General features: G+C 75.1%; 18 protein-coding genes. 9 read left to right on the forward strand and 9 right to left on the reverse strand.

Annotated features, from left to right (window positions below):
- Positions 1 to 221: 221 nt before the first annotated feature.
- The 5 genes from WJX68_RS05215 (at position 222) to WJX68_RS05235 (ending at position 5722) form a co-directional block, all read left to right on the forward strand.
- A complete protein-coding gene (locus tag WJX68_RS05215; protein WP_340286505.1) occupies positions 222 to 776 on the forward strand; it encodes a PH domain-containing protein in 555 nt (184 codons plus the stop codon).
- 193 nt (positions 777 to 969) lie between these two features.
- A complete protein-coding gene (gene ilvD, locus WJX68_RS05220; RefSeq protein ID WP_340286507.1) occupies positions 970 to 2811 on the forward strand; it encodes a dihydroxy-acid dehydratase in 1842 nt (613 codons plus the stop codon).
- Positions 2808 to 3278 (forward strand): SRPBCC family protein, encoded by a 471-nt coding sequence (locus tag WJX68_RS05225; RefSeq protein ID WP_340286509.1) that lies wholly within the window; start codon positions 2808 to 2810, stop codon positions 3276 to 3278. Before ilvD ends, WJX68_RS05225 begins: the two co-directional genes overlap by 4 nt.
- A gap of 21 nt (positions 3279 to 3299) precedes the next feature.
- The gene (locus tag WJX68_RS05230) at positions 3300 to 4295 is read left to right on the forward strand and encodes an aldo/keto reductase (RefSeq protein ID WP_340286511.1); all 996 of its coding nucleotides are present in this window, start codon (positions 3300 to 3302) and stop codon (positions 4293 to 4295) included.
- Between the two features lie 44 nt (positions 4296 to 4339).
- On the forward strand, positions 4340 to 5722 hold the full coding sequence (locus WJX68_RS05235) for an NAD-dependent succinate-semialdehyde dehydrogenase (protein ID WP_340286513.1): 1383 nt from the start codon (positions 4340 to 4342) through the stop codon (positions 5720 to 5722).
- On the opposite strand, the gene WJX68_RS05240 is transcribed toward WJX68_RS05235, so the two are convergent.
- Positions 5682 to 6323, reverse strand: coding sequence for a VC0807 family protein (locus tag WJX68_RS05240; RefSeq protein ID WP_340286515.1), 642 nt, complete (start codon positions 6321 to 6323; stop codon positions 5682 to 5684). The two genes, WJX68_RS05235 and WJX68_RS05240, sit on opposite strands and share 41 nt — an antisense overlap.
- 93 nt (positions 6324 to 6416) lie before the next feature.
- Between WJX68_RS05240 and WJX68_RS05245 the strand changes: the two genes are divergently transcribed.
- A complete protein-coding gene (locus tag WJX68_RS05245) occupies positions 6417 to 7280 on the forward strand; it encodes a hypothetical protein (RefSeq protein WP_340286517.1) in 864 nt (287 codons plus the stop codon).
- On the opposite strand, the gene WJX68_RS05250 is transcribed toward WJX68_RS05245, so the two are convergent.
- Genes WJX68_RS05250 through WJX68_RS05260 form a run of 3 tightly spaced genes read right to left on the reverse strand, consistent with a single transcriptional unit; the run spans position 7258 to position 9702 of the window.
- Positions 7258 to 8157: an aminoglycoside phosphotransferase family protein gene (locus WJX68_RS05250; RefSeq protein WP_340286518.1), complete on the reverse strand. Its 900-nt coding sequence runs from the start codon at positions 8155 to 8157 to the stop codon at positions 7258 to 7260. The two genes, WJX68_RS05245 and WJX68_RS05250, sit on opposite strands and share 23 nt — an antisense overlap.
- Positions 8154 to 8756, reverse strand: coding sequence for a DoxX family membrane protein (locus WJX68_RS05255; RefSeq protein WP_340286520.1), 603 nt, complete (start codon positions 8754 to 8756; stop codon positions 8154 to 8156). The genes WJX68_RS05250 and WJX68_RS05255 overlap by 4 nt, the downstream gene beginning before the upstream one ends.
- A 25-nt stretch (positions 8757 to 8781) precedes the next feature.
- Positions 8782 to 9702 carry a 2-hydroxyacid dehydrogenase gene (locus WJX68_RS05260; protein ID WP_340286521.1) on the reverse strand — a complete coding sequence of 307 codons (921 nt, stop codon included), beginning with the start codon at positions 9700 to 9702 and terminating at the stop codon, positions 8782 to 8784.
- A 55-nt stretch (positions 9703 to 9757) separates the two neighbouring features.
- Here WJX68_RS05260 and WJX68_RS05265 point away from each other — a divergent pair, with 55 nt between their 5' ends.
- Complete coding sequence (locus WJX68_RS05265) at positions 9758 to 10852, forward strand: PQQ-dependent sugar dehydrogenase (protein ID WP_340286523.1); 1095 nt, start codon at positions 9758 to 9760, stop codon at positions 10850 to 10852.
- A 52-nt stretch (positions 10853 to 10904) separates the two neighbouring features.
- On the opposite strand, the gene gatB is transcribed toward WJX68_RS05265, so the two are convergent.
- From gatB to gatC, 3 genes are read right to left on the reverse strand one after another with little or no spacing between them, the layout of a single operon-like run.
- Positions 10905 to 12410, reverse strand: a complete 1506-nt coding sequence (gatB, locus tag WJX68_RS05270; RefSeq protein ID WP_340286525.1) for an Asp-tRNA(Asn)/Glu-tRNA(Gln) amidotransferase subunit GatB — start codon at positions 12408 to 12410, stop codon at positions 10905 to 10907.
- The gene (gene gatA, locus WJX68_RS05275) at positions 12407 to 13906 is read right to left on the reverse strand and encodes an Asp-tRNA(Asn)/Glu-tRNA(Gln) amidotransferase subunit GatA (RefSeq protein ID WP_340286527.1); all 1500 of its coding nucleotides are present in this window, start codon (positions 13904 to 13906) and stop codon (positions 12407 to 12409) included. The genes gatB and gatA overlap by 4 nt, the downstream gene beginning before the upstream one ends.
- Positions 13903 to 14232 (reverse strand): Asp-tRNA(Asn)/Glu-tRNA(Gln) amidotransferase subunit GatC, encoded by a 330-nt coding sequence (gene gatC / locus WJX68_RS05280; RefSeq protein WP_340286528.1) that lies wholly within the window; start codon positions 14230 to 14232, stop codon positions 13903 to 13905. Before gatC ends, gatA begins: the two co-directional genes overlap by 4 nt.
- Before the next feature lie 320 nt (positions 14233 to 14552).
- On the opposite strand from gatC, the gene WJX68_RS05285 reads away from it, so the two are divergent.
- Positions 14553 to 15209 carry an ACT domain-containing protein gene (locus WJX68_RS05285; protein ID WP_340286529.1) on the forward strand — a complete coding sequence of 219 codons (657 nt, stop codon included), beginning with the start codon at positions 14553 to 14555 and terminating at the stop codon, positions 15207 to 15209.
- A gap of 148 nt (positions 15210 to 15357) precedes the next feature.
- On the opposite strand, the gene WJX68_RS05290 is transcribed toward WJX68_RS05285, so the two are convergent.
- Both WJX68_RS05290 and ligA read right to left on the reverse strand, forming a co-directional pair.
- A complete protein-coding gene (locus tag WJX68_RS05290) occupies positions 15358 to 16077 on the reverse strand; it encodes a 3-keto-5-aminohexanoate cleavage protein (protein ID WP_340286531.1) in 720 nt (239 codons plus the stop codon).
- A 259-nt stretch (positions 16078 to 16336) separates the two neighbouring features.
- Positions 16337 to 18769 (reverse strand): NAD-dependent DNA ligase LigA, encoded by a 2433-nt coding sequence (gene ligA, locus WJX68_RS05295; protein ID WP_422785656.1) that lies wholly within the window; start codon positions 18767 to 18769, stop codon positions 16337 to 16339.
- Between the two features lie 118 nt (positions 18770 to 18887).
- On the opposite strand from ligA, the gene WJX68_RS05300 reads away from it, so the two are divergent.
- Positions 18888 to 20519, forward strand: coding sequence for a peptide chain release factor 3 (locus WJX68_RS05300; protein ID WP_340286535.1), 1632 nt, complete (start codon positions 18888 to 18890; stop codon positions 20517 to 20519).
- Positions 20520 to 20522: the final 3 nt, after the last annotated feature.

The following is a 20522-nucleotide window of genomic DNA, read 5'->3' on the forward strand; positions in this document are numbered from 1 at the left end:
ACTGGACATGAAAAAACCCCCGCCGCCCGGTCTCCGGGCGCTGCGAGGGTGAGCGCGTCGTCGTTCGAGTACGTCGAACTCAGGCGACGACGCGCCCAAGAAGTACGAGAATTCGAACGGCGAACATGGGTCCGACGCTAGCACGCGTCCCACGCCGGGAGTCAAACGACCCCACCCGTCCGGGCCGTCGCGCGGGCATCCGGATTTGTCACACTGGGTCCGTGAGCAGCACCGACGATCGTGAGCCCGCCGACCCGGCCCGGACGGCCGCCCCGCCCGCGACGGCGGGGCCGTCCCACCAGGTGGACAGCGAGCTGGCGTGGACGCCGCGGGTCCGCGACGAGGGCCGCAAGGTCCGCGAGGGCTCGCGCGCGCTGGTGTTCAAGCCGAGCCGCCTGACCATCTTCGCGATCCTGGTCGCCGTGGTCGGTGCCACACCGCTGGTGTTCAGCGTGCCGTGGTTCTGGCTCGTGCTGGTGCTCCCGGCGGCGGCGATCGCCTGGATCCTGCGGGTGCGCACGACCGTGGACCCGCAGCGGCTGACCGTGCGGGGTGCGACCGGTTCCCGCTCCGTGGACTGGGACGCCGTGCGCGGCCTGCGCATCGGGAAGCGCTCGCAGGTCCGCGCGGTGCTCGACGGCGACGAGGAGCTGGCGCTGCCCGCCGTCCACGTCCGGGACCTGCCCGCGCTGTCGGTGGCCAGCGGCGGGCGGTTCACCGACCCGGCCGCGCTGACCGACCCGGCGGACCCGGCCGATCCCGCCGCGACGGCCTGACCGGTCCGGCCGAGCGGGACCGCGCGTGCCCGCGGGGCGTACGGTTGTCCGCGACCGGTGCGACCGCCGGCGGGACGCCGACCCGGCCCGCCGCCGTCGCACCGCACCGGGCGGCTCGCGCCCACCACCTCCGCGACGCGCCCACCCGGTCCCTTCACGACCCATCACGGAAGACCCGGCTGGAGACGACCACATGCCCGCCCTGCGTTCCCGCGTCACCACCCACGGCCGCAACGCCGCCGGAGCGCGCTCGCTCTGGCGCGCGACCGGCATGGGCGACGACGACTTCGGCAAGCCGATCGTCGCGATCGCCAACTCCTACACCCAGTTCGTGCCCGGCCACGTGCACCTCAAGGACATGGGTGACCTCGTCGCGGGCGCGATCAAGGAGGCGGGCGGGGTCGCCAAGGAGTTCAACACGATCGCCGTCGACGACGGCATCGCGATGGGCCACGGCGGGATGCTCTACTCGCTGCCCAGCCGCGAGATCATCGCCGACGCGGTGGAGTACATGGTCAACGGCCACGCGGCCGACGCCCTGGTGTGCATCTCCAACTGCGACAAGATCACGCCGGGCATGCTGAACGCCGCGATGCGGCTGAACATCCCGACCGTGTTCGTCTCCGGCGGGCCCATGGAGGCCGGCAAGGCGGTCGTCGTCGGCGGGGTCGCGCAGGCACCCACCGACCTGATCACCGCGATCTCGGCGTCGGCGTCGTCCGAGGTGGACGACGCGGGCCTCGCCGAGGTCGAGCGTTCGGCCTGCCCGACCTGCGGGTCCTGCTCCGGGATGTTCACCGCGAACTCGATGAACTGCCTCACCGAGGCGCTCGGGCTGTCCCTGCCGGGCAACGGCTCCACCCTGGCCACGCACGCCGCGCGCCGCGAGCTGTTCCTGAACGCCGGGCGGACCGTGATGGACCTGGCGACCCGCTGGTACTCGGACGACGACGCGTCGGTCCTGCCCCGCAACATCGCCACCCGCGAGGCCTTCGAGAACGCGATGGCGCTCGACGTCGCGATGGGCGGCTCGACCAACACCGTGCTGCACATCCTGGCCGCCGCGCAGGAGGGCGAGGTCGACTTCGACCTCGCCGCCATCGACGCGATCTCGCGCCGGGTGCCCTGCCTGAGCAAGGTCGCGCCGAACTCGGACTACCACATGGAGGACGTCCACCGGGCCGGTGGCATCCCCGCCCTGCTGGGCGAGCTGTGGCGGGCCGGGCTGCTGAACGAGGGCGTGCACACGGTGCACTCGCCGTCGCTGGAGCAGTGGCTCACCGAGTGGGACGTCCGCTCGTCGGCGCCGTCGCAGACCGCGGTCGAGCTGTACCACGCCGCACCCGGCGGGGTCCGGACCACGCAGGCGTTCTCGACGGAGAACCGCTGGTCGAGCCTCGACACCGACGCCGCGGGCGGCTGCATCCGCGACCACGCGCACGCCTACTCCGCCGACGGCGGGCTCGCCGTGCTGCGCGGCAACCTCTCCGTCGACGGCGCCGTCATCAAGACCGCCGGCATCCCGGAGGACATCTGGGAGTTCGAGGGCCCGGCCGTGGTCCTGGAGAGCCAGGAGGACGCGGTCTCGGCGATCCTCAAGAAGGAGATCACGCCCGGCGACGTGCTGGTCATCCGCTACGAGGGCCCGTCCGGCGGGCCGGGGATGCAGGAGATGCTGCACCCGACCGCGTTCCTCAAGGGCGCCGGGCTCGGCAAGGTGTGCGCGCTCATCACCGACGGCCGGTTCTCCGGCGGGTCGAGCGGCATCTCGGTCGGGCACGTCTCCCCCGAGGCCGCCGCCGGCGGCACGATCGGTCTGGTCGAGAACGGCGACCGGGTCCGGCTCGACGTCCGTGCCCGCTCGCTGGAGCTGCTGGTCGACGACGCCGTGCTGGCCGACCGCCGCGCCAAGATGGAGGCGAGCGAGCGGCCCTGGCAGCCCAAGGACCGGCAGCGGACGGTGTCGAAGGCGCTGCGCGCCTACGCGCACATGGCGACCTCGGCCGACACCGGCGCCGTGCGACGGATCCCGTGAGCGGGGAGTACACCCACCGCGAGTCGGTCTCGGTCGCGGCGACGCCGCAGGCGGTCTACGACGTCGTCTCGGACGTGACGCGCACCGGTGAGTGGAGCCCGGTGTGCGCGCGCTGCGAGTGGGACGCCGGCGACGGCCCGTGGGTCGGCGCGCACTTCACCGGGTTCAACGTCAAGCCCGACCGGGAGTGGCAGACCCGCAGCGAGGTCGTCGTCGCCGAGCCGGGCCGCGCCTTCGCCTGGGAGGTCAACGGCGGGCTCGTGCGCTGGGGCTACGAGCTGGAGCCCGAGGCGGACGGCGCCGGGACGCGGCTGACCGAGACCTGGGAGTTCCGCCCGGCCGGGCGGGACTTCATCCGCGACAAGTACGGCGACGACGGCGAGCACCAGATCGCCGTCCGCGTGCAGGACGCCCGCACCGGGATCCCGGCCGGGCTGGCACGCATCAAGCAGGTGCTGGAGGGCTGACCCGGCGCTAGGTTGGTTCGCATGGCTACCGACACCGGTCCCGGAACGCGGCAGCTGGGCGACCTGACCGTCTCGGCGCAGGGCCTGGGCTGCATGGGCATGTCCCAGAGCTACGGCTCCGGGGACGAGGCCGAGTCGATCGCGACGGTCCACCGCGCGATCGACCTCGGCGTCACCCTGCTCGACACCGCGAACGTCTACGGCGACGGCGCCAACGAGGAGCTCGTCGGCCGGGCGGTCGCCGGCCGCCGCGACTCCGTCGTGCTGGCCACCAAGTTCGGCATCGTCCGCGACGCCGACGGCAGGCAGGGCGTCCGGGGCGACCCCGCCTACGTGCGGCGGTGCCTGGAGGAGTCGCTGCGCCGCCTCGGCGTCGACCACGTCGACCTCTACTACCAGCACCGGGTCGACCCGGACACGCCGATCGAGGAGACGGTCGGCGCACTGAAGGAGCTCGTCGACGCGGGCTCGATCCGCCACTACGGGCTGTCGGAGTGCAGCGCGGACACCCTGCGCCGCGCGCACGCGGTGCACCCCCCGGCCGCGGTGCAGTCGGAGTGGTCGCTGTGGACCCGCGACATCGAGGACGCCGTCGCCCCGGCCTGCGCGGAACTCGGCGTCGGCGTCGTGCCGTTCTCCCCGCTCGGGCGCGGCTTCCTCACCGGCACGATCACCTCGGCCGGCCAGCTCGGTGAGGGCGACATGCGCCGCGGGCTGCCGCGCTTCGCCGAGGACAACCTCGCCGCCAACCTCGCCGTCGTCGACGCGCTCGGCGTGCTCGCGCAGCGGCGCGGTGTGACGGCCGGGCAGCTCGCGCTGGCCTGGGTGCAGAGCCGCGGCGAGCACGTCGTGCCCATCCCGGGGACGAAGCGGCGCGGCTACCTGGAGCAGAACGTCGCGGCCGCGACGCTGGAGCTCTCGGGCGACGAGCTCGCCGAGATCGAGGCGGCCGCGCCGGCCTCGGCGGTCGCGGGCGCGCGCTACCCGCAACACCTGCAGCGCAACGTCGGCCGCTGACCGGGCGATGTTTGCCCGCTCGCGCGGGCGGACACCCGCCGGGCATGACCTCCTACGTCACCACCAACCCCGCCACCGGGACGACCGAGAAGGAGTTCCCGGAGCTCACCGACGACCGGGTCGGCGAGGTCCTGGCCCGGGTCTCCGACGCCTACCCCGGCTGGCGCGCGACCCCGGCCGCGGACCGGGCGCAGATCCTGGTCCGCGTCGCCGAGGCCTACGACGCCCGCCGCGACGAGCTGGCCGCGCTCATCGCGACCGAGATGGGCAAGCCGGTCCGCGAGGCCGCCGGCGAGGTCGGGCTCGCCGCGTCGATCTACCGCTGGTACGCCGAGCACGGCCCGGACCTGCTGGTGCAGGAGACGCTGGACCCGCAGGGCGCCGCCGAGTCGCTGGTGCAGACCGAGCCGGTCGGGCCGCTCGTCGGCGTCATGCCGTGGAACTTCCCGTACTACCAGGTCGCCCGGTTCGTCGCGCCGAACCTGCTGGTGGGCAACACGATCGTCCTCAAGCACGCGCCGATCTGCGCCGCGTCGGCGCAGGTCATGGCCGAGATCTTCCACGCCGCGGGGGTCCCGGAGGACGTCTACGTCAACGTCTACGCGACCAACGAGCAGATCGCGCAGATGATCGCCGACCCGCGCGTCCAGGGCATCTCGCTGACCGGCAGCGAGCGGGCCGGGGCGTCGGTCGCGGAGACCGCGGGGCGCAACCTGAAGAAGGCCGTGCTGGAGCTGGGCGGCTCGGACGCGTTCATCGTGCTCGACGACGCCGACGTCGCGCAGACCGCGAAGGTCGCCGCCCGGGCGCGGCTGATGAACGCCGGGCAGGCCTGCAACTCGCCGAAGCGGATGATCGTGCCGTCGGGCTCGGTCGAGGAGTTCGTGTCGGTGCTGGTCTCGACGTTCGAGGCCACGGAGCCGGGCGACCCGGTCGACTCCGGCACCCGCCTCGGCCCGCTGTCCTCGGTCACCGCCCGCGACGGCGTCGTCGAGCAGGTGCGCCGGGCCGTGGAGCAGGGCGCGACGCTGCACACCGGCGGCGAGGCGGTCGAGGGCCCCGGCGCGTTCATGCGCCCCGCCGTGCTGACCGGCGTCACGCCGGAGATGGACGCCTACTCCGAGGAGATCTTCGGCCCGGTCGCGGTCGTCTACGGCGTCGACTCGGTCGACGAGGCCGTCACGCTGGCCAACGACGTCAGCTTCGGGCTCTCCGGCTCGGTGTGGAGCGGCGACATCGACCGCGCCCAGGAGATCGCCGACCGGCTCGACGTGGGCATGGCCTACGTCAACGAGCACGGCACCACGCTGCCCGGGCTGCCGTTCGGCGGCGTGAAGCGCTCCGGGTTCGGACGCGAGCTGGGCCGCTGGGGCATGGGCGAGTTCGTCAACACCCGGCTGCGCCGCACCGCGAAGCCGCGGGGCTGAGCCCGCGCCGCTCCCCCGCCGCCTGCGCCCGCCGCGCGTAGACCACGGTCCACGTGACCAGCACGGCGAGGACCGCGAACGGGGCGACCGCGTTGACCACCACCATCGTGGCCGTGGACAGCACGAACGTCAGCGCGATCCGCACCGCCGCCTCGACCAGCAGCACGGTGCCCCACACCGCGGTCAGCACGACCTGGGTGCGCCGGAAGCCGGGGAAGCGCCACAGGTCGTTCCACCACGCGACGCGGCCGGGGTCGCCGCCGGTGGCGAAGCGGCGCCCGAAGTAGAACATCAGCGGCCGCGGCATCACGACCAGCGACCCGAGCAGCAGCAGGCCCATGGCGCCGGTCGTCGCGGACTCCTTGAGCAGCAGGACGCGCGGGTCGGCGAGCAGCAGCCCGAGCACCGCGCCGACGGCCAGGAACACGAGCACCACGACCCCGAACTCGTCGACGCGGCGGTGGCGCACCAGGCCGATACCGACGTCGAGCAGCGGGCCGATCCCGCTCGCCAGCAACGCGGGCACCGCACCGACCCCGCGGTCGGTGAGCACGTCGTAGACCACGATCGGGACGACGACGCTCAGGCCGATCGTCTGCACCCAGGCCAGTGCCTGCGCGACACCGCTCCTGCCCGTCCGACCTTCCGCACCTACCATGGGTCCCCCTCGGACATGACGAAGTGGTGCACGACCGTGAGTAGAAGTGTAGAGCTCGATCGCCTCGTCGCACGACGGGATCCGGCGAGCGGGGCGGTCGCGTCGCTGTTCCGGACCGCGGGCCGCGACGAGCTGCCCGCCGTCGTGCTCGTCGCCCTGCTCGGCGACCTCGGGACGCGGGAGGCCGCGGCGCGGCGCCTGCTGTCCCGGATGCGCGACGACGGCCGGCTCGCCGCGCGCCGCGACGGCCGCGCCGTGCACCTGCGGCTGCACGGCGCGTTCGGGGCGAGCGTGCAGCGCGTCGGCGACGGCCTCGGCGCGCGCCCCCCGGAGTGGACCGGCGCCTTCGAGGTCCTGCTGCACGCCGTGCCGGAGTCCGAGCGCGCCTACCGGGACCGCCTGCGCCGCACCGCCGTGCTCGCCGGGTACGGAGTGCTCCAGCCGGGCGTGCTGATCGCCGCGACCGACCGGAGCGCGGACCTGGCCGGGGTGCTCGACGACGTGCCGCCCGGCGCCCGGGTCACCCGCGGGTCCCTCGCCGTGGACACCGCGGAGGCCGGCCGGATCGCCGCCGAGGCGTGGGACCTCGACCGGGTCGCCGCCGTGCTGGCCGGGCACGCCGACCGCCTCGCCGCGATGGCCGAGGGCGACGGCGCGCCCCCGCCCGCGGCCGACGCGGCCACCCTGCGGCGGCTGGTGGAGTCGACCACGCCGGTGTTCGTCGACCTGCTGCGCGCCCCGGCGCTGCCCGCGCCGCTGCTGCCCGCCCACTGGCCGGTCGCGCGCCTGGCCGGCGGGTTGTCGCGCGTCCTCGCGCGGTACGTCCCCCCGGCGCGCGCGCACGTGTCGGCCCGGCTGGCGGGCCACGGGACCGGCGTCAGCCCGCCCGGGCTGCGCTGAGCAGACCGCCCAGCTCGTCGAGCGCCGCCGCCGCGACCCGGACCATCGAGCCGGTCCGCGCGGTGTCCTGGTGCTCGGCCGCGAACGGCAGGTACTGCACGTGCGCCTGCACCCGGGCCCACGCCGTCTCGACGGCGATCATCGCGGGCGGGTCCGGCGCCCCGAGCGCGGCGTGCAGGGTGTCGCGGTAGAGCGCGGGCACCGGCGACGGCGGCGCGTCGGCCGGGCCGTCGGCCGGCGGCGCGCTGAGCACGACGACGTCCAGCGTCCCGGGCGCGACACGGGCGTTGCCCCAGTCCAGCAGCACCGCCCCGGCCGGTCCGGTTAGCACGTTGCCGCGGTGGGCGTCGCCGTGGCACAGGGTGCGCGGCAGCGCCCGCAGCGCGGTCCGGACGCGCTCGTCCCCGGCCCAGCCGCCGACGGTGGCCGCCGCGGCGGACCCGGCGGCCGCGAGCCGATCGGCGGCGAGCGCGCACAGCCGCGACCAGCGGTCGTCGTCGACGAGCGGGACGCCGCGCGGGCGGTTGCGCCGCCAGTGCGCGTGGGTGCGGGCCAGGGTGACCCAGACGTCGTCGGGCACCGGATCGCCGGGAGCGAGCGTCGCCCCGGGCTCGTGGGCGAGCAGCACCCAGCCGTCGCCGGGGACGAGCAGCCGCGGGACCCGCACCGGCCCGGTGACGACGGCGGCCGCGCGCAGCGCCGCGACCTCCGCGGTGCCGGCCCGCTTCAGCACGACGGCGGTGCCGTCGTCGAGGTCGATCCGTTCCACCGGGCCCGAGGCGTGCCCGCCCGTCAGCGGCACCCGCCCGGTGACGACCGGGGTGCGGCGCAGCCGGCGGGCCAGCGGGGCGAGCCAGGCGTCGTCGGGGACGCTCACCGGCGCAGCACGAACAGCACCAGCAGCGCGACCGCGACCCCGACGACCAGCGACAGCACCGCCCACGGCAGCGGGCGGCGCTGGTAGGTGCGCCCGGCGTCGAGCGCGATCCGCCCGGCCCCGGCGAACACCAGCGCGGCCGCGCCCGCGCCGAGCAGCACGTCGAACTCCACGGAGTTGACGCCGTCCGCGGCGAACAGCGGCGCGCTGGGCACCGGCACGAACGCCACGACGACGGCGGCGATCTTCGTCGCGAGCAGGCCGGCCGCGGCGAACGGGGTGAGCAGGCCCAGGACCAGCAGCACGCCCAGCACGAGCTGCCCGACCGCGAGGACCCAGGCCAGCGGCCCGGCGAACGCGGCGAACCCCAGACCGGCCAGCGCGGCGGCGACGACGTCGGTGCCGGGCCCGCCGGCGAGGCCGAACAGCGTGCGCGCCCCGGCCGCGGCGAACGACGCCCCGACCGCCAGGCGCAGCACGAGCAGCCCGATGTCCGACGACACGTGCGCCGGGACCGGCATGCGCTCGGGCCGCGTCGCCTCCCGCGGCTCGTCGCCGGAGAGGTTGCCCCAGTCGTAGTGCTGCGTGGGCCCGCTCATGGGCCGGACAGTACCGGCGCGGACCTCAGTAGGCGCCGGTCACGAGGTTCGACGGCGAGTCCCCGGCGGCGAAGGCGCCCAGCTGCTGCGCCGCGACCTCGTAGGCACGGCGCATCGCGAGCGGCACGCTGCCCCCGACGTGCGGGGTGAGCAGCAGCCCCGGCGCGGAGAACAGCGGGTGCCCGTCGGGGAGCGGCTCGGGGTCCGTGACGTCCACGGCGGCCCGGATCCGCCGCGAGGTCAGCTCCGCGAGCAGCGCGTCGGTGTCCACCACGGGCCCGCGCGCGCCGTTGACCAGCAACGACCCGTCGGGCATGGCGGCCAGGAACGCGGCGTCGACCATCCCGCGGGTCTCGTCGGTCAGCGGGACGATCAGCACGGTCGCGTCGTGCCGGGGCAGCAGTGCGGGCAGCTCGTCCCAGCCGTGGACGCCGTCGCGGGCGGTGCGCCCGACCAGCGTGGTCTCCACCTCGAAGGGCTCCAGCCGGGCCCGGGTCTTCTGCCCGACGTCGCCGGCCCCGACGATCAGCACCTTCTTGCCGGCCAGCTCCTCGGTCTGGTGGTAGTCCCACACCCCGCGGTCCTGGGCCCGCACGAACCGGTCGAGGTGGCGGTACACGGCGAGCAGGACCGCCACGACCCACTCCGCGGTGGCGCCGCCGTGCGCGCCGCGCCCGTCGGACAGCGCCACGCCCTCGGGCAGGTTCCCGATCCACGCCTCGGCCCCGGCGGTGAGCAGCTGCACGAGCTCCAGGTCCGGCATCTGCTCGGTCATGGCGACCGCGTCGGACGTGGCGAGGAACGGGGCGACCAGTGCCCGGGCGTGGGCGGCCTCGTCGGGGAGCGGCTTCTGCGGGTCGTAGACGACCGGACGCAGTCCCTCCACCCCGGACAGGATCTCGGCTCCCAGGTCGTGCGGCACGAGGACGGTCACAGGACTGCTCATGGCGTCCGACCGTACTCACCGGGCGCTCACCTCGCGGGCCCTAGCCTGGCCCATCGTGACCACCCGGCTGCTGCTCGTCCTCGCCGCGCTCGTGGTGCTGGTGAGCGGCTGCGCCACCTTCCCCGACGCCGGCTCGCGCGAGTGGCGCCCGCAGGCCGAGGGGTCCGGCGAGCTGGGCGGCCCGCCTCAGGTCGCGCCGGAGGAGACGGCCCCGCCGTCGACGCCCGCCCCGCCGCAGCAGCCCGGCTCCCCGGCCGCACCGCAGCCGTGCGTCGACCCGGACCCGCAGGTCGTCGCGGCCTGCCTCGGCCCGGTCGGCGCCGTCGCGGTGCTGCCGCAGCCCGACCGCGCGCTGGTCGCCGAGCGGCGGACCGGGCGGGTGCTCGAGGTCCGCCGCGACACCGAGCCGCGCCCGGTCACGACCGTCCCGGTGGACCCGGCGGGCGGCCTGACCGGGCTGGTGCTCTCGCCCGGCTACGCCGAGGACCGGCTGCTCTACGCCCTCGCCGACGGGCGGGTCTGGCGGATCGCGCCCGGCGAGGCCCCGAAGCCGGTGCTGGAGGGGCTGCCGCCGGGCGGCGCATTGGCCGTCGACGCCGACGGCTCGTCGCTGCTCGTCGCGACGCCCGCCGGCGCGGGCCCGCTGGCCGGGGCGGTGCTGCGGGTCGACACCCTCGGCCGGCCCGCCCGCGGCAACCCGGACCCGGCCTCACCCGTCCTGGCGCGGGGGCTGACCGCTCCCGGCGGGGTGTGCGTCGACCCGGCCGCGCGGACCACCTGGGTCACCGACCGCACCGCGACCCGCGACGTCCTGCACCGGGTGTCCCCCGGCGCGCTGGGCGCCCCGGCGTGGACCTGGCCGGAGCGTCCGGGGGTCGCGGGGTGCACGGTGCTGCCGGGTGCGGTCGTCGTCGCCGAGAGCGGCGGGAAGGCGCTCTACGTGCTCAACCCCGGCCGGGACGGCACGTTCACCGGCGACCCGAAGCCGGTGCTGGAGGGCACCTACGGGCGGATCGGCCCGGTCACCGTCGCCCCGGACGGGCTGCTGTGGCTGGGCACCGTCAACCGCGACGGGGGCGCCCCGGGACGCACCGACGACCGCGTCGTGCGGATCCAGCCGCCGACCGGGGGCGGCGCCAGCGCGATCTAGACGGCTCGTGGGCGGTCCCCGGTGCCGCGGCACCGGGGACCACCCACGGACGTCAGGCGCCGACCCGCTCCACGACCAGCTCCCGGACGCGCTTGGCGTCGGCCTGGCCCCTGGTCGCCTTCATCACCGCACCGACGATCGCGCCGGCCGCGGCCACCTTGCCGCTGCGGATCTTCTCCGCGACGTCGGGCTGCTCGGCCAGGGCCGCGTCGACGGCCGCGACGAGCTCGCCCTCGTCGGACACGACCTTCAGCCCGCGGGCGGCGACGACCTCGTCGGGGCCGCCCTCGCCGTCGAGCACGCCGTCGACGACCTGGCGGGCGAGCTTGTTGGTCAGCTCGCCGGCCGCGACCAGCTCGATCACCCGGGCCACCTGCTCCGGGGTGATCGCCAGGCCGGTGAGCTCCACCCCGCGGGTGTTGGCCTGCTGGGCGAGGTAGGAGACCCACCACGAGCGGGCGTCCTGCGACGGCGCGCCGGCCGCGACGGTGGCCTCGACCAGGTCGAGCGCGCCGGCGTTGACCAGGTCCCGGATCTCCTCGTCGGAGATCCCCCAGTCGGCCTGGATGCGCCGGCGGCGCTCCCAGGGCAGCTCCGGCAGGGTGCCGCGCAGCTCCTCGACCCACTCCGCGGACGGGGCGATCGGGACCAGGTCGGGCTCCGGGAAGTACCGGTAGTCCTCCGAGGTCTCCTTGCGCCGCCCGGCGCGGGTGTGGCCGGTGGCCTCGTCGAAGTGCCGGGTCTCCTGCACGATCTCGCCGCCCGCGTCGAGGACGCCGGCCTGCCGGCTCATCTCGTGACGGACCGCGCGCTCGACCGACCGCAGCGAGTTGACGTTCTTGGTCTCGGTGCGGGTGCCGAGCGCGCCGCCCTTGGGCGAGAGCGACAGGTTGACGTCGGCGCGCATCGAGCCCTGGTCCATCCGGACGTCGGAGACGCCGAGGGAGTGGATCAGGTCGCGCAGCGCGGTGACGTAGGCGCGGGCCACCTCGGGCGCGCGGGCCCCGGTGTCCGGGATCATCTTCGTGACGATCTCGATCAGCGGGACGCCGGCGCGGTTGTAGTCGAGCAGCGAGTGGTCGGCACCGTGGATGCGGCCGTCGGCCCCGCCGACGTGCAGCGACTTGCCGGTGTCCTCCTCCATGTGCGCGCGCTCGATCCCGATCCGGACGACCTCGCCGTCGTCGAGGGTCAGGTCCAGGAACCCGTCGACGGCGATCGGCTCGTCGTACTGGGAGGTCTGGAAGTTCTTCGGCATGTCCGGGTAGAAGTAGTTCTTCCGGGCGAACCGGCCCCACGGGGCGATCGAGCAGTTGAGCGCCAGCCCGATCCGGATCGCGGACTCGACCGCGGCCCGGTTGACCACCGGCAGCGCGCCGGGCAGGCCGAGGCACACCGGGCAGACCTGGGTGTTGGGCTCGGCGCCGAACTCGGTCGGGCAGCCGCAGAACATCTTGGTGTTGGTCGACAGCTCGACGTGCACCTCGATGCCCATGACGGGGTCGAAGCGGGCGACGACGTCGTCGAACTCGACGAGCTCGGGCTCGGTCGTGGTCACCGGGTCACCTCCGGAACGCGGGCGATCAGCGGGCCGCCCTCGTCGGCGTCGCGGGCGGCCTCGAACGCCGCCCCGACGCGGTACATGACGGCCTCGCCCAGCGCCGGGGCCATGATCTGCAGGCCGGTCGGGAGCCCCTCGGAGATCCCGTTCGGCACCGACATCCCGGCCACGCCGGCCAGGTTCGTCGGGATGGTCGCCAGGTCGTTGAGGTACATGGCCAGCGGGTCGTCGACCTTGTCCCCGATCGGGAACGGCACCGTCGGCGCGGTCGGGCTCACGAGGACGTCGGCCTGGGCGAACGCCGCGGCGAAGTCCCGGCTGATCAGCGTGCGGACCTTCTGGGCCTGGCCGTAGTAGGCGTCGTAGTAGCCGCTCGACAGCGCGTAGGTGCCGAGCATGATCCGCCGCTTCACCTCGGGGCCGAAGCCCTGCTCGCGGGTGTTGGCCATGACCTCCTCGGCGCTGCGGCCCTCGGCGGCGCGCAGGCCGTAGCGCATGGCGTCGAACCGCGCGAGGTTCGACGACACCTCGCTCGGCAGGATCAGGTAGTAGGCGGCCATGCCGTACTCGAAGTGCGGGCAGGACACCTCGACGATCTCGGCGCCCAGCTTCTCCAGCCGGCGCAGCGACGCGTCGAAGGCCGCGCGCACGCCCGGCTGGTAGCCCTCGCCGCCGAGCTCGCGCACGACACCGACCTTGAGCCCGGACAGGTCGCCGCTCGCGCCCTGGCGCGCGGCCTCGACGACGGCCGGGACCGGCCGGTCGATCGAGGTCGAGTCGCGCGGGTCGTGGCCGCCGATGACCTCGTGCAGCAGCGCCGCGTCGAGCACGGTGCGCGCGCACGGGCCGCCCTGGTCCAGCGACGACGCGCAGGCCACCAGCCCGTAGCGGGAGACCTGGCCGTAGGTCGGCTTGACGCCGACGGTGCCGGTGAACGCGGCCGGCTGGCGGATCGAGCCGCCGGTGTCGGTGCCGATCGCCAGCGGCGCCTCGAACGCGGCCAGCGCGGCCGCGGAGCCGCCGCCGGACCCGCCCGGCACCCGGGTGGTGTCCCACGGGTTGCGGGTGACGCCGTACGCGGAGTGCTCGGTGGAGGAGCCCATCGCGAACTCGTCCATGTTCGTCTTGCCGAGGATGGTGATCCCGGCGGCGCGCAGGCGCTGCGTGACCGTCGCGTCGTAGGGCGGCTGCCAGCCCTCGAGGATCCGCGACCCGCAGGTCGTGGGCATGTCCGAGGTGGTGAAGACGTCCTTGAGCGCCAGCGGCACCCCGGCCAGCGGGGACTCCGGCGCCTCGCCGGCGGCGATGCGCTCGTCGACCAGCGCGGCGTTGGCCAGCGCGGCCTCGGTGCCGACGTGCAGGAAGGCGTGGACCTCGCCGTCGACGGCGGCGATCCGGTCCAGGTGCGCCTGCGCGGCCTCGACCGCGGACACCTCCCGGGAGTGGATCTTCCCGGCCAGCTCCGCGGCGGTGAGACGGATCAGCTCGCTCACTGCTCCTCCCCCAGGATCCGCGGCACGCGGAAGCGGCCGTCCTCGGCCGCCGGGGCACCGGCGAGGGCCTGCGCCTGGTCGAGGCCGGGGCGGCGCTCGTCCGGGCGGAAGACGTTCTCCAGCGGGACGGCGTGCGAGGTCGGCGGGATGTCGTCGGCGGCGACCTCCCCGACCCGGGCCACCGACCCGATGATCACGTCGAGCTGGGAGGCGAAGGTGTCCAGCTCGGAGTCGGTGACGGCCAGGCGGGCCAGGCGGGCGAGGTGTGCGACCTCGTCGCGGGTGATGACCCCGCCCGTCCGCTCCTCCGCGGAATCGGCGGTCATGCCCCTCCTCTTCGGGTGGTGTGTCGGGTGGCGGCGTCGGCGACGGTGCCGGGCGACGGTGCGCAGGCACCCTCCGGGTACCGGCACGACCGGGCCGCGTGGCGCGCGTGCCGGTCTGCGCACGAGTCTATTCCCGCCGGTCCGGCGGCCGGTCGGCGCCCGGTGACCGGCCGCGCACACGGCGCGGTGGGTGGAGGGTGACCCGCGGGCGCCCCGGGTGGCAGGATCATCGTTCCCGCCCGGAACCGCTCCCCGCGCACTCCGGTGCGGTGCCCGCGCGTCCCGAGGAGGCGCCCGAGTCGAGGGAGAGGATCCACCCCGTGTCGTTCCTGCTCCGGGTCGTCCTCCCGGACAAGCCCGGCAATCTCGGTGCCGTCGCCTCCGCCCTCGGCGGGGCCGGGGCGGACATCCTGAGCGTGGACGTCGTCGAGCGCGGCGACGGGCAGGCGGTCGACGACATCGCCGTGGAGCTGCCGACCAACCGCCCGCCGGACGTGCTCATCACCGCCGCCGAGTCGGTGCCGGGGGTGACGGTGGAGTCGGTGCGCCCGCACACCGGCCAGCTCGACACCCACCGCGAGCTGGAGCTGCTCGACGAGATCGCCGGCGACCCCGGACACGGCCTGGACCTGCTCGCCGCGGAGGTGCCGCGGCTGTTCCGCGCCGGGTGGGCGCTGGTGGCGGTCAGCGAGGACGGCCGCTCCTACCGCATCGCGGAGAGCGCCGCCGCCCCCGAGACGCGCACCGGGGACCTGCCCTGGCTGCCGCTGGACCGGGCGATCGCACTGGAGGACCGCCACTGGGTCCCCGAGCCGTGGCGGGCGATGGACACCGAGCTGGCCGCCGCGCCCTTCGGGACCGGGGCGCCGCCGAAGACGCTGGTGGTCGGGCGGCCGGGCGGGCCCGTCTTCCGGCCGTCGGAGCTGGCCCGCCTGGCCCACCTCGCCGGGATCGTGGCGACGGTGCTGAAGGCCTGATCCGCCCCGCCCCGCGCCTCCCGCCTGGCCCCGCGCCTCCCGCCCCGCGCCTCGTGCACCCCGGGCGCTGCTCCCAGGGGCACCCTCGTAGCGCTCTAAGCCACGAGGGTTCCCCTGGGAGCAACCCGGGGGGCCGGGGGGTGGTCGGTCAGACCCGGATCGACAGGGCGGTGCGGACGAGGTCGTCGTTGCCGGTCGCGAGCCACCCGTCCGGCCGGACGAGGACGTCCTCGAAGCCGATCCGGGTGTCGATGTTGACGCGGGTCGCGTACTCCAGCACCGGCCAGGCACCCTCCTCCTCGCCGTGCAGCAGCACGGGGACCGGCGGCTGGCCCAGCGCGCGCAGGATCCGGATGCCCTCGGCCACCGCCGTCTCCGGGTCGACGACGGTCGACTCGGCGATCACCCGCCGGGTGCCCGGGGGCAGCCCGTTCTGGCGGAGGGTGACGGCGTCGCCGCTCGTCCAGACACCGAGCTCGACGGCGATGCCGACCGACCACGCGGCGTGGCAGACGTCGGTCCAGCCGAGCTCGTGCACGTTGACCCCGCACACGTCCGGCTTGCCCGAGCCGAGCCGGCCCCACGCGAGGACGGTCTCCACGCGGTCGCGGGGGTCCGGCTGGATCCAGCGCCCGGTGGGGACGCCGATCTCGAGGCCGGGGGCCTCCTGGCGGATGAGCGACACGACGTCGCCGACGACGGCGGGCTCGATCGACTCCGCTCCGGTCTCGTCGCGGGGGTGGACGTGCACCGACGTCACGCCGAGACGGGCGACGGCCCGCGCGTCGCGGGCCAGGTGGCGGGCCAGAGTGGGCAGCGCCGGGTGCGCGTCCGCCGGTCGTGACCCGTTGAGCGCCGCCTGCAGCACCGTGACGTCCCCGATTCCGTTGTCCTCCCGGCCGGGACTCTCCCGGTGGGTCTCGACCGAGAGTAGGCGGTGATCGGCGGGGTGCCTGCGGCGGGAGCACGCGCGCCGTGCCGGCGTCGGCGTCCGGACGACCGGCCGCGCCGGACGCCGGACACGCCCGGTGAACGGTCGCTCACGGTCGGCGTGGCGCCGCACGGCGACCCGACCGGCCGGGCGTCGGCGGCGCGCCCGCGCCCGCGCGCGGGCCGGACCGGCCGGGTCAGGCGTCGGCGGCGGCCTCCCGGGCCGCGTCGGGCCCGCGGTCGAGCAGCACCGAGAACCCGGCCTCGTCGAGCACCGGGATCCCGAGCTCGACGGCCTTGTCGTACTTCGAGCCGGGGGCCTCCCCGGCGACGACGAACGCCGTCTTCTTCGACACCGACCCGGCGGCCCGGCCGCCCCGGGCCATGATCGCCTCCTTGGCCTCGTCGCGCGACCAGTTCTCCATCGAGCCGGTGACGACGATCGACAGGCCCTCCAGGAACCGGGGAGTCGAGTCGTCGACCTCGTCCTCCATCGCGACGCCCGCGGCCCGCCACTTCGCGACGACCTCGCGGTGCCAGTCGACCGAGAACCAGTCGCGGACGGCCGCGGCGATGGTGGGGCCGACGCCGTCGACCCCGGCGACGGGCGCGAGCGCCTCGGCGACGGCCTTCGCCCGGGCCCGGGCGGCGGCGCGGTCCTGCTTCGCCGCCTCCGCGGCCGCGGTCTCCGCCGGGTCGTCGGACGCGTCCCCGCCCGCGGGGTCGGCCGCGGGCTCCGCGGCGGAGTCGTCCGCGGACCCGGTGGCGGAGTCGCCCTCGGCCGCGGCGACCGCCCGCTCGGCGGTCTCGGCGTCGCCCTTCGCCTCGGCGGCGGCCGCCTCCGTGCTCACGACACCGGCCGCGTCCTCCTCGCCCGCGGTGCCGTCGGAGACGATCGCGACCCCGGCGGCCTCGGTGCCGGCCAGCGCGTCCGCGGCGGCGCGTTCCAGCGCCGACATCGACCGGAACTCCCGCGCCAGCGCCTGCGCCGCCGTCGGCCCGACGTGGCGGATCGACAGCCCGACCAGCACCCGCCACAGCGGGCGGTCCTTGGCCGCCTCCAGGTTGGTGAGCAGCTTGCGGCCGTTGACCGTCAGCTCGCCCTCCTTGTTGCGGAACAGCTCGGTCCGCAGCAGGTCCTCGGCGGTGAGGGCGAAGACGTCGCCCTCGTCGGTGATGACCCCGGAGGTGAGCAGCGCGACCGCCGCCTCGTAGCCCAGGCCCTCGATGTCGAACGCCCCGCGGCCCGCGACGTGGAACAGCCGCTCCCGCAGCTGCGCCGGGCAGGACCGCGCGTTCGGGCAGCGCCGGTCGACGTCGCCGGCCTTCTGCTGCACGAGCGCGGTGCCGCACTCGGGGCAGTGCGTCGGCATCACGAACTCGCGCTCGGACCCGTCGCGCACGTCGGTGACCGGCCCGAGCACCTCGGGGATGACGTCGCCGGCCTTCCGGATCACGACCCGGTCGCCGATCAGGACGCCCTTGCGGCGCACCTCGTCGGCGTTGTGCAGGGTCGCCATCTCCACCGTCGACCCGGCGACCTTGACCGGCTCCATCACGGCGAACGGGGTGACCCGGCCGGTGCGCCCGACGTTGACGCGGACGTCGAGCAGCCTGGTCGTCGCCTGCTCCGGCGGGTACTTGTAGGCGATCGCCCAGCGCGGGAAGCGGGAGGTCGCGCCGAGGCGGCGCTGCAGCGCGACCTCGTCGACCTTCACGACGACACCGTCGATCTCGTGCTCGACGTCGTGGCGGTGCTCGCCCCAGTGCTCGACGAACTCGACGACCTTCTCGATCCCGCGCAGCACCGTGGTGCGCGGGGAGATCGGCAGGCCCCACGCGACCAGCGCGTCGTAGGCGTGGGACTGGGTGTCGGGGGTGAACCCCTCCCGCTTCCCGAGGCCGTGGCAGATCAGGCGCAGGTTGCGCGAGCCGGTGACCCGCGGGTCCTTCTGGCGCAGCGAGCCCGCCGCGGTGTTGCGGGGGTTCGCGAACGGGGCCCTGCCCGCGTCGACCAGCGACGCGTTGAGCTTCTCGAAGTCCTCGAGCCGGAAGTAGACCTCGCCGCGGACCTCGACGAGCCGCGGGACGGGGAACTCGTCGGTGCCGGTGAGCCGTTCGGGCACCTCGGCGAGGGTGCGCATGTTGAGCGTGATGTCCTCGCCGGTGCGCCCGTCGCCGCGGGTGAGGGCGCGGGTGAGCCGCCCGTGCTCGTAGAGCAGGTTCACCGCCAGCCCGTCGATCTTGAGCTCGCACAGGTAGTGCAGGTTCTCCCCGACCTCCCGCGTGACCCGCTCCTGCCAGGTCCGCAGGTCGTCGGGCGAGAAGGCGTTGTCGAGCGAGAGCATCCGCTCGAGGTGGTCGTGGGCGGTGAACTCCGTGGAGAAGGTGCCGCCGACGCGCTGGGTCGGCGACTCCGGCGTGACCAGGTCGGGGTGCGCCTCCTCCAGCGCGAGCAGCTCGTGCCACAGCTCGTCGAACTGGCCGTCGGAGACGACCGGTGCGTCCAGCACGTAGTAGCGGAACTGGTGGTCGGCGACCTCGGCCGCGAGCTGCGCGTGTCGCTCGCGGGCCTGGCGGGCGTCGGTCTCGGAACTCACGAGGCGCAGGTTAGCCGCGACCCCCGACACTCGTGCGTGGCCGCGGGATCCCGTCCGGGTGGCGGGGTCCGCGCCGGGCCGCGCCCGGGTGGACCGGCGGGGGACGCCGTCCTCGGGAACCGTCGGTGGCGACGCCTAGAATGCGGGCGTGACCACCACCGAGGACGACACCCGGCCGACCGGGACCGCCACCGACGCGCGCGTCGTCGGCGAGACCGCCCGCCGGCGCACGTTCGCGGTGATCTCCCACCCCGACGCGGGCAAGTCCACGCTGACCGAGGCGCTGGCCCTGCACGCCGAGGTCATCGACTCCGCGGGGGCGGTGCACGGCAAGTCCGGCCGCAAGGGCGTCACCTCGGACTGGATGGAGATGGAGCGCGCCCGCGGCATCTCGGTGTCCTCGGCGGTGCTGCAGTTCGCCTACCGCGACTGCGTCATCAACCTGCTCGACACCCCCGGCCACGGCGACTTCTCCGAGGACACCTACCGGGTGCTCGCCGCCGTCGACGCCGCGGTCATGCTGCTCGACGCGGCCAAGGGCCTCGAGCCGCAGACCCTCAAGCTGTTCGACGTCTGCCGCTCGCGCGGGGTCCCGATCGTCACCTTCGTCAACAAGTGGGACCGGCCCGGCCGCGAGGCCCTGGAGCTGCTCGACGAGGTCGAGCAGACCATCGGGCTGCGGCCGATGCCGCTGACCTGGCCGCTGGGCATCGCCGGCCAGTTCAAGGGCCTGATCGAGCGCGCCACCGGCGAGTACACCGCGTTCACCCGGGCCGCCGGCGGCGCGACGAAGGCGACCGCCACGGTCGTCGACGCCGCGACGATCGCCGCGCAGGAGCCCGAGTACTGGCAGAACGCGCAGGACGAGCTCGGACTGCTCGACGAGATCGGCGCCGGGTTCGACGACGAGGGCTTCCGCTCCGGTGCGGCCACCCCCGTGCTGTTCGGCTCGGCGCTGTCCAACATCGGCGTCGCCCGGCTGCTCGACACCCTCGTCGACCTCGCACCGCCGCCCGCGGCGCGCCCCGACGTGAAGGGCGAGGCGCGCCCGCTCGACGCCCCCACCGCCGGGCTGGTGTTCAAGGTGCAGGCCGGCATGGACAAGGCCCACCGCGACCGCATGGCGTTCCTGCGGATCTGCTCGGGCCGCTTCGAGCGCGGCATGGTGCTCACCCACGCCGCGACCGGCAAGCCGTTCGCCACCAAGTACGCCCAGTCCGTGTTCGGCGCCGAGCGCCGCACGGTCGAGGAGGCGTTCCCGGGCGACATCGTCGGCCTGGTCAACGCCACCGCGCTGCGCCCCGGCGACACCCTCTACGCCGCCGAGCCGGTCGAGTTCCCGTCGATCCCGGCGTTCGCCCCGGAGCACTTCGCCGTGATCCGCGCGAAGGACGCGGGCAAGTACAAGCAGTTCCGCAAGGGGATCGAGCAGCTCGGCAACGAGGCCGTCATCCAGATCCTGCGCTCGGACCTGCGCGGCGACCAGGCCCCCGTGCTGGCCGCGGTCGGGCCGCTGCAGTTCGACGTCGTCACCACCCGGCTGGAGACCGAGTTCAACGCCCCGGTCACGCTCGACCGGCTGCCCTACGGCATCGCCCGCCTGGTCGACGCCGAGGCCGCGGAGAAGCTCGCGGGCCAGTCCGAGTGCGAGGTCCTGCGCCGCGACTCCGACGGCGAGTACCTGGCACTGTTCACCAACAAGTGGCGGATGGACATCATCGAGCGCAAGTTCCCCGACCTGCGGTTCGAGGCCATGCCCGCCGGGTCGTCGGTCTCCTGATCC

It is taken from the genome of Pseudonocardia spirodelae (genome assembly GCF_037727765.1).
GTDB lineage: Bacteria > Actinomycetota > Actinomycetes > Mycobacteriales > Pseudonocardiaceae > Pseudonocardia > Pseudonocardia spirodelae.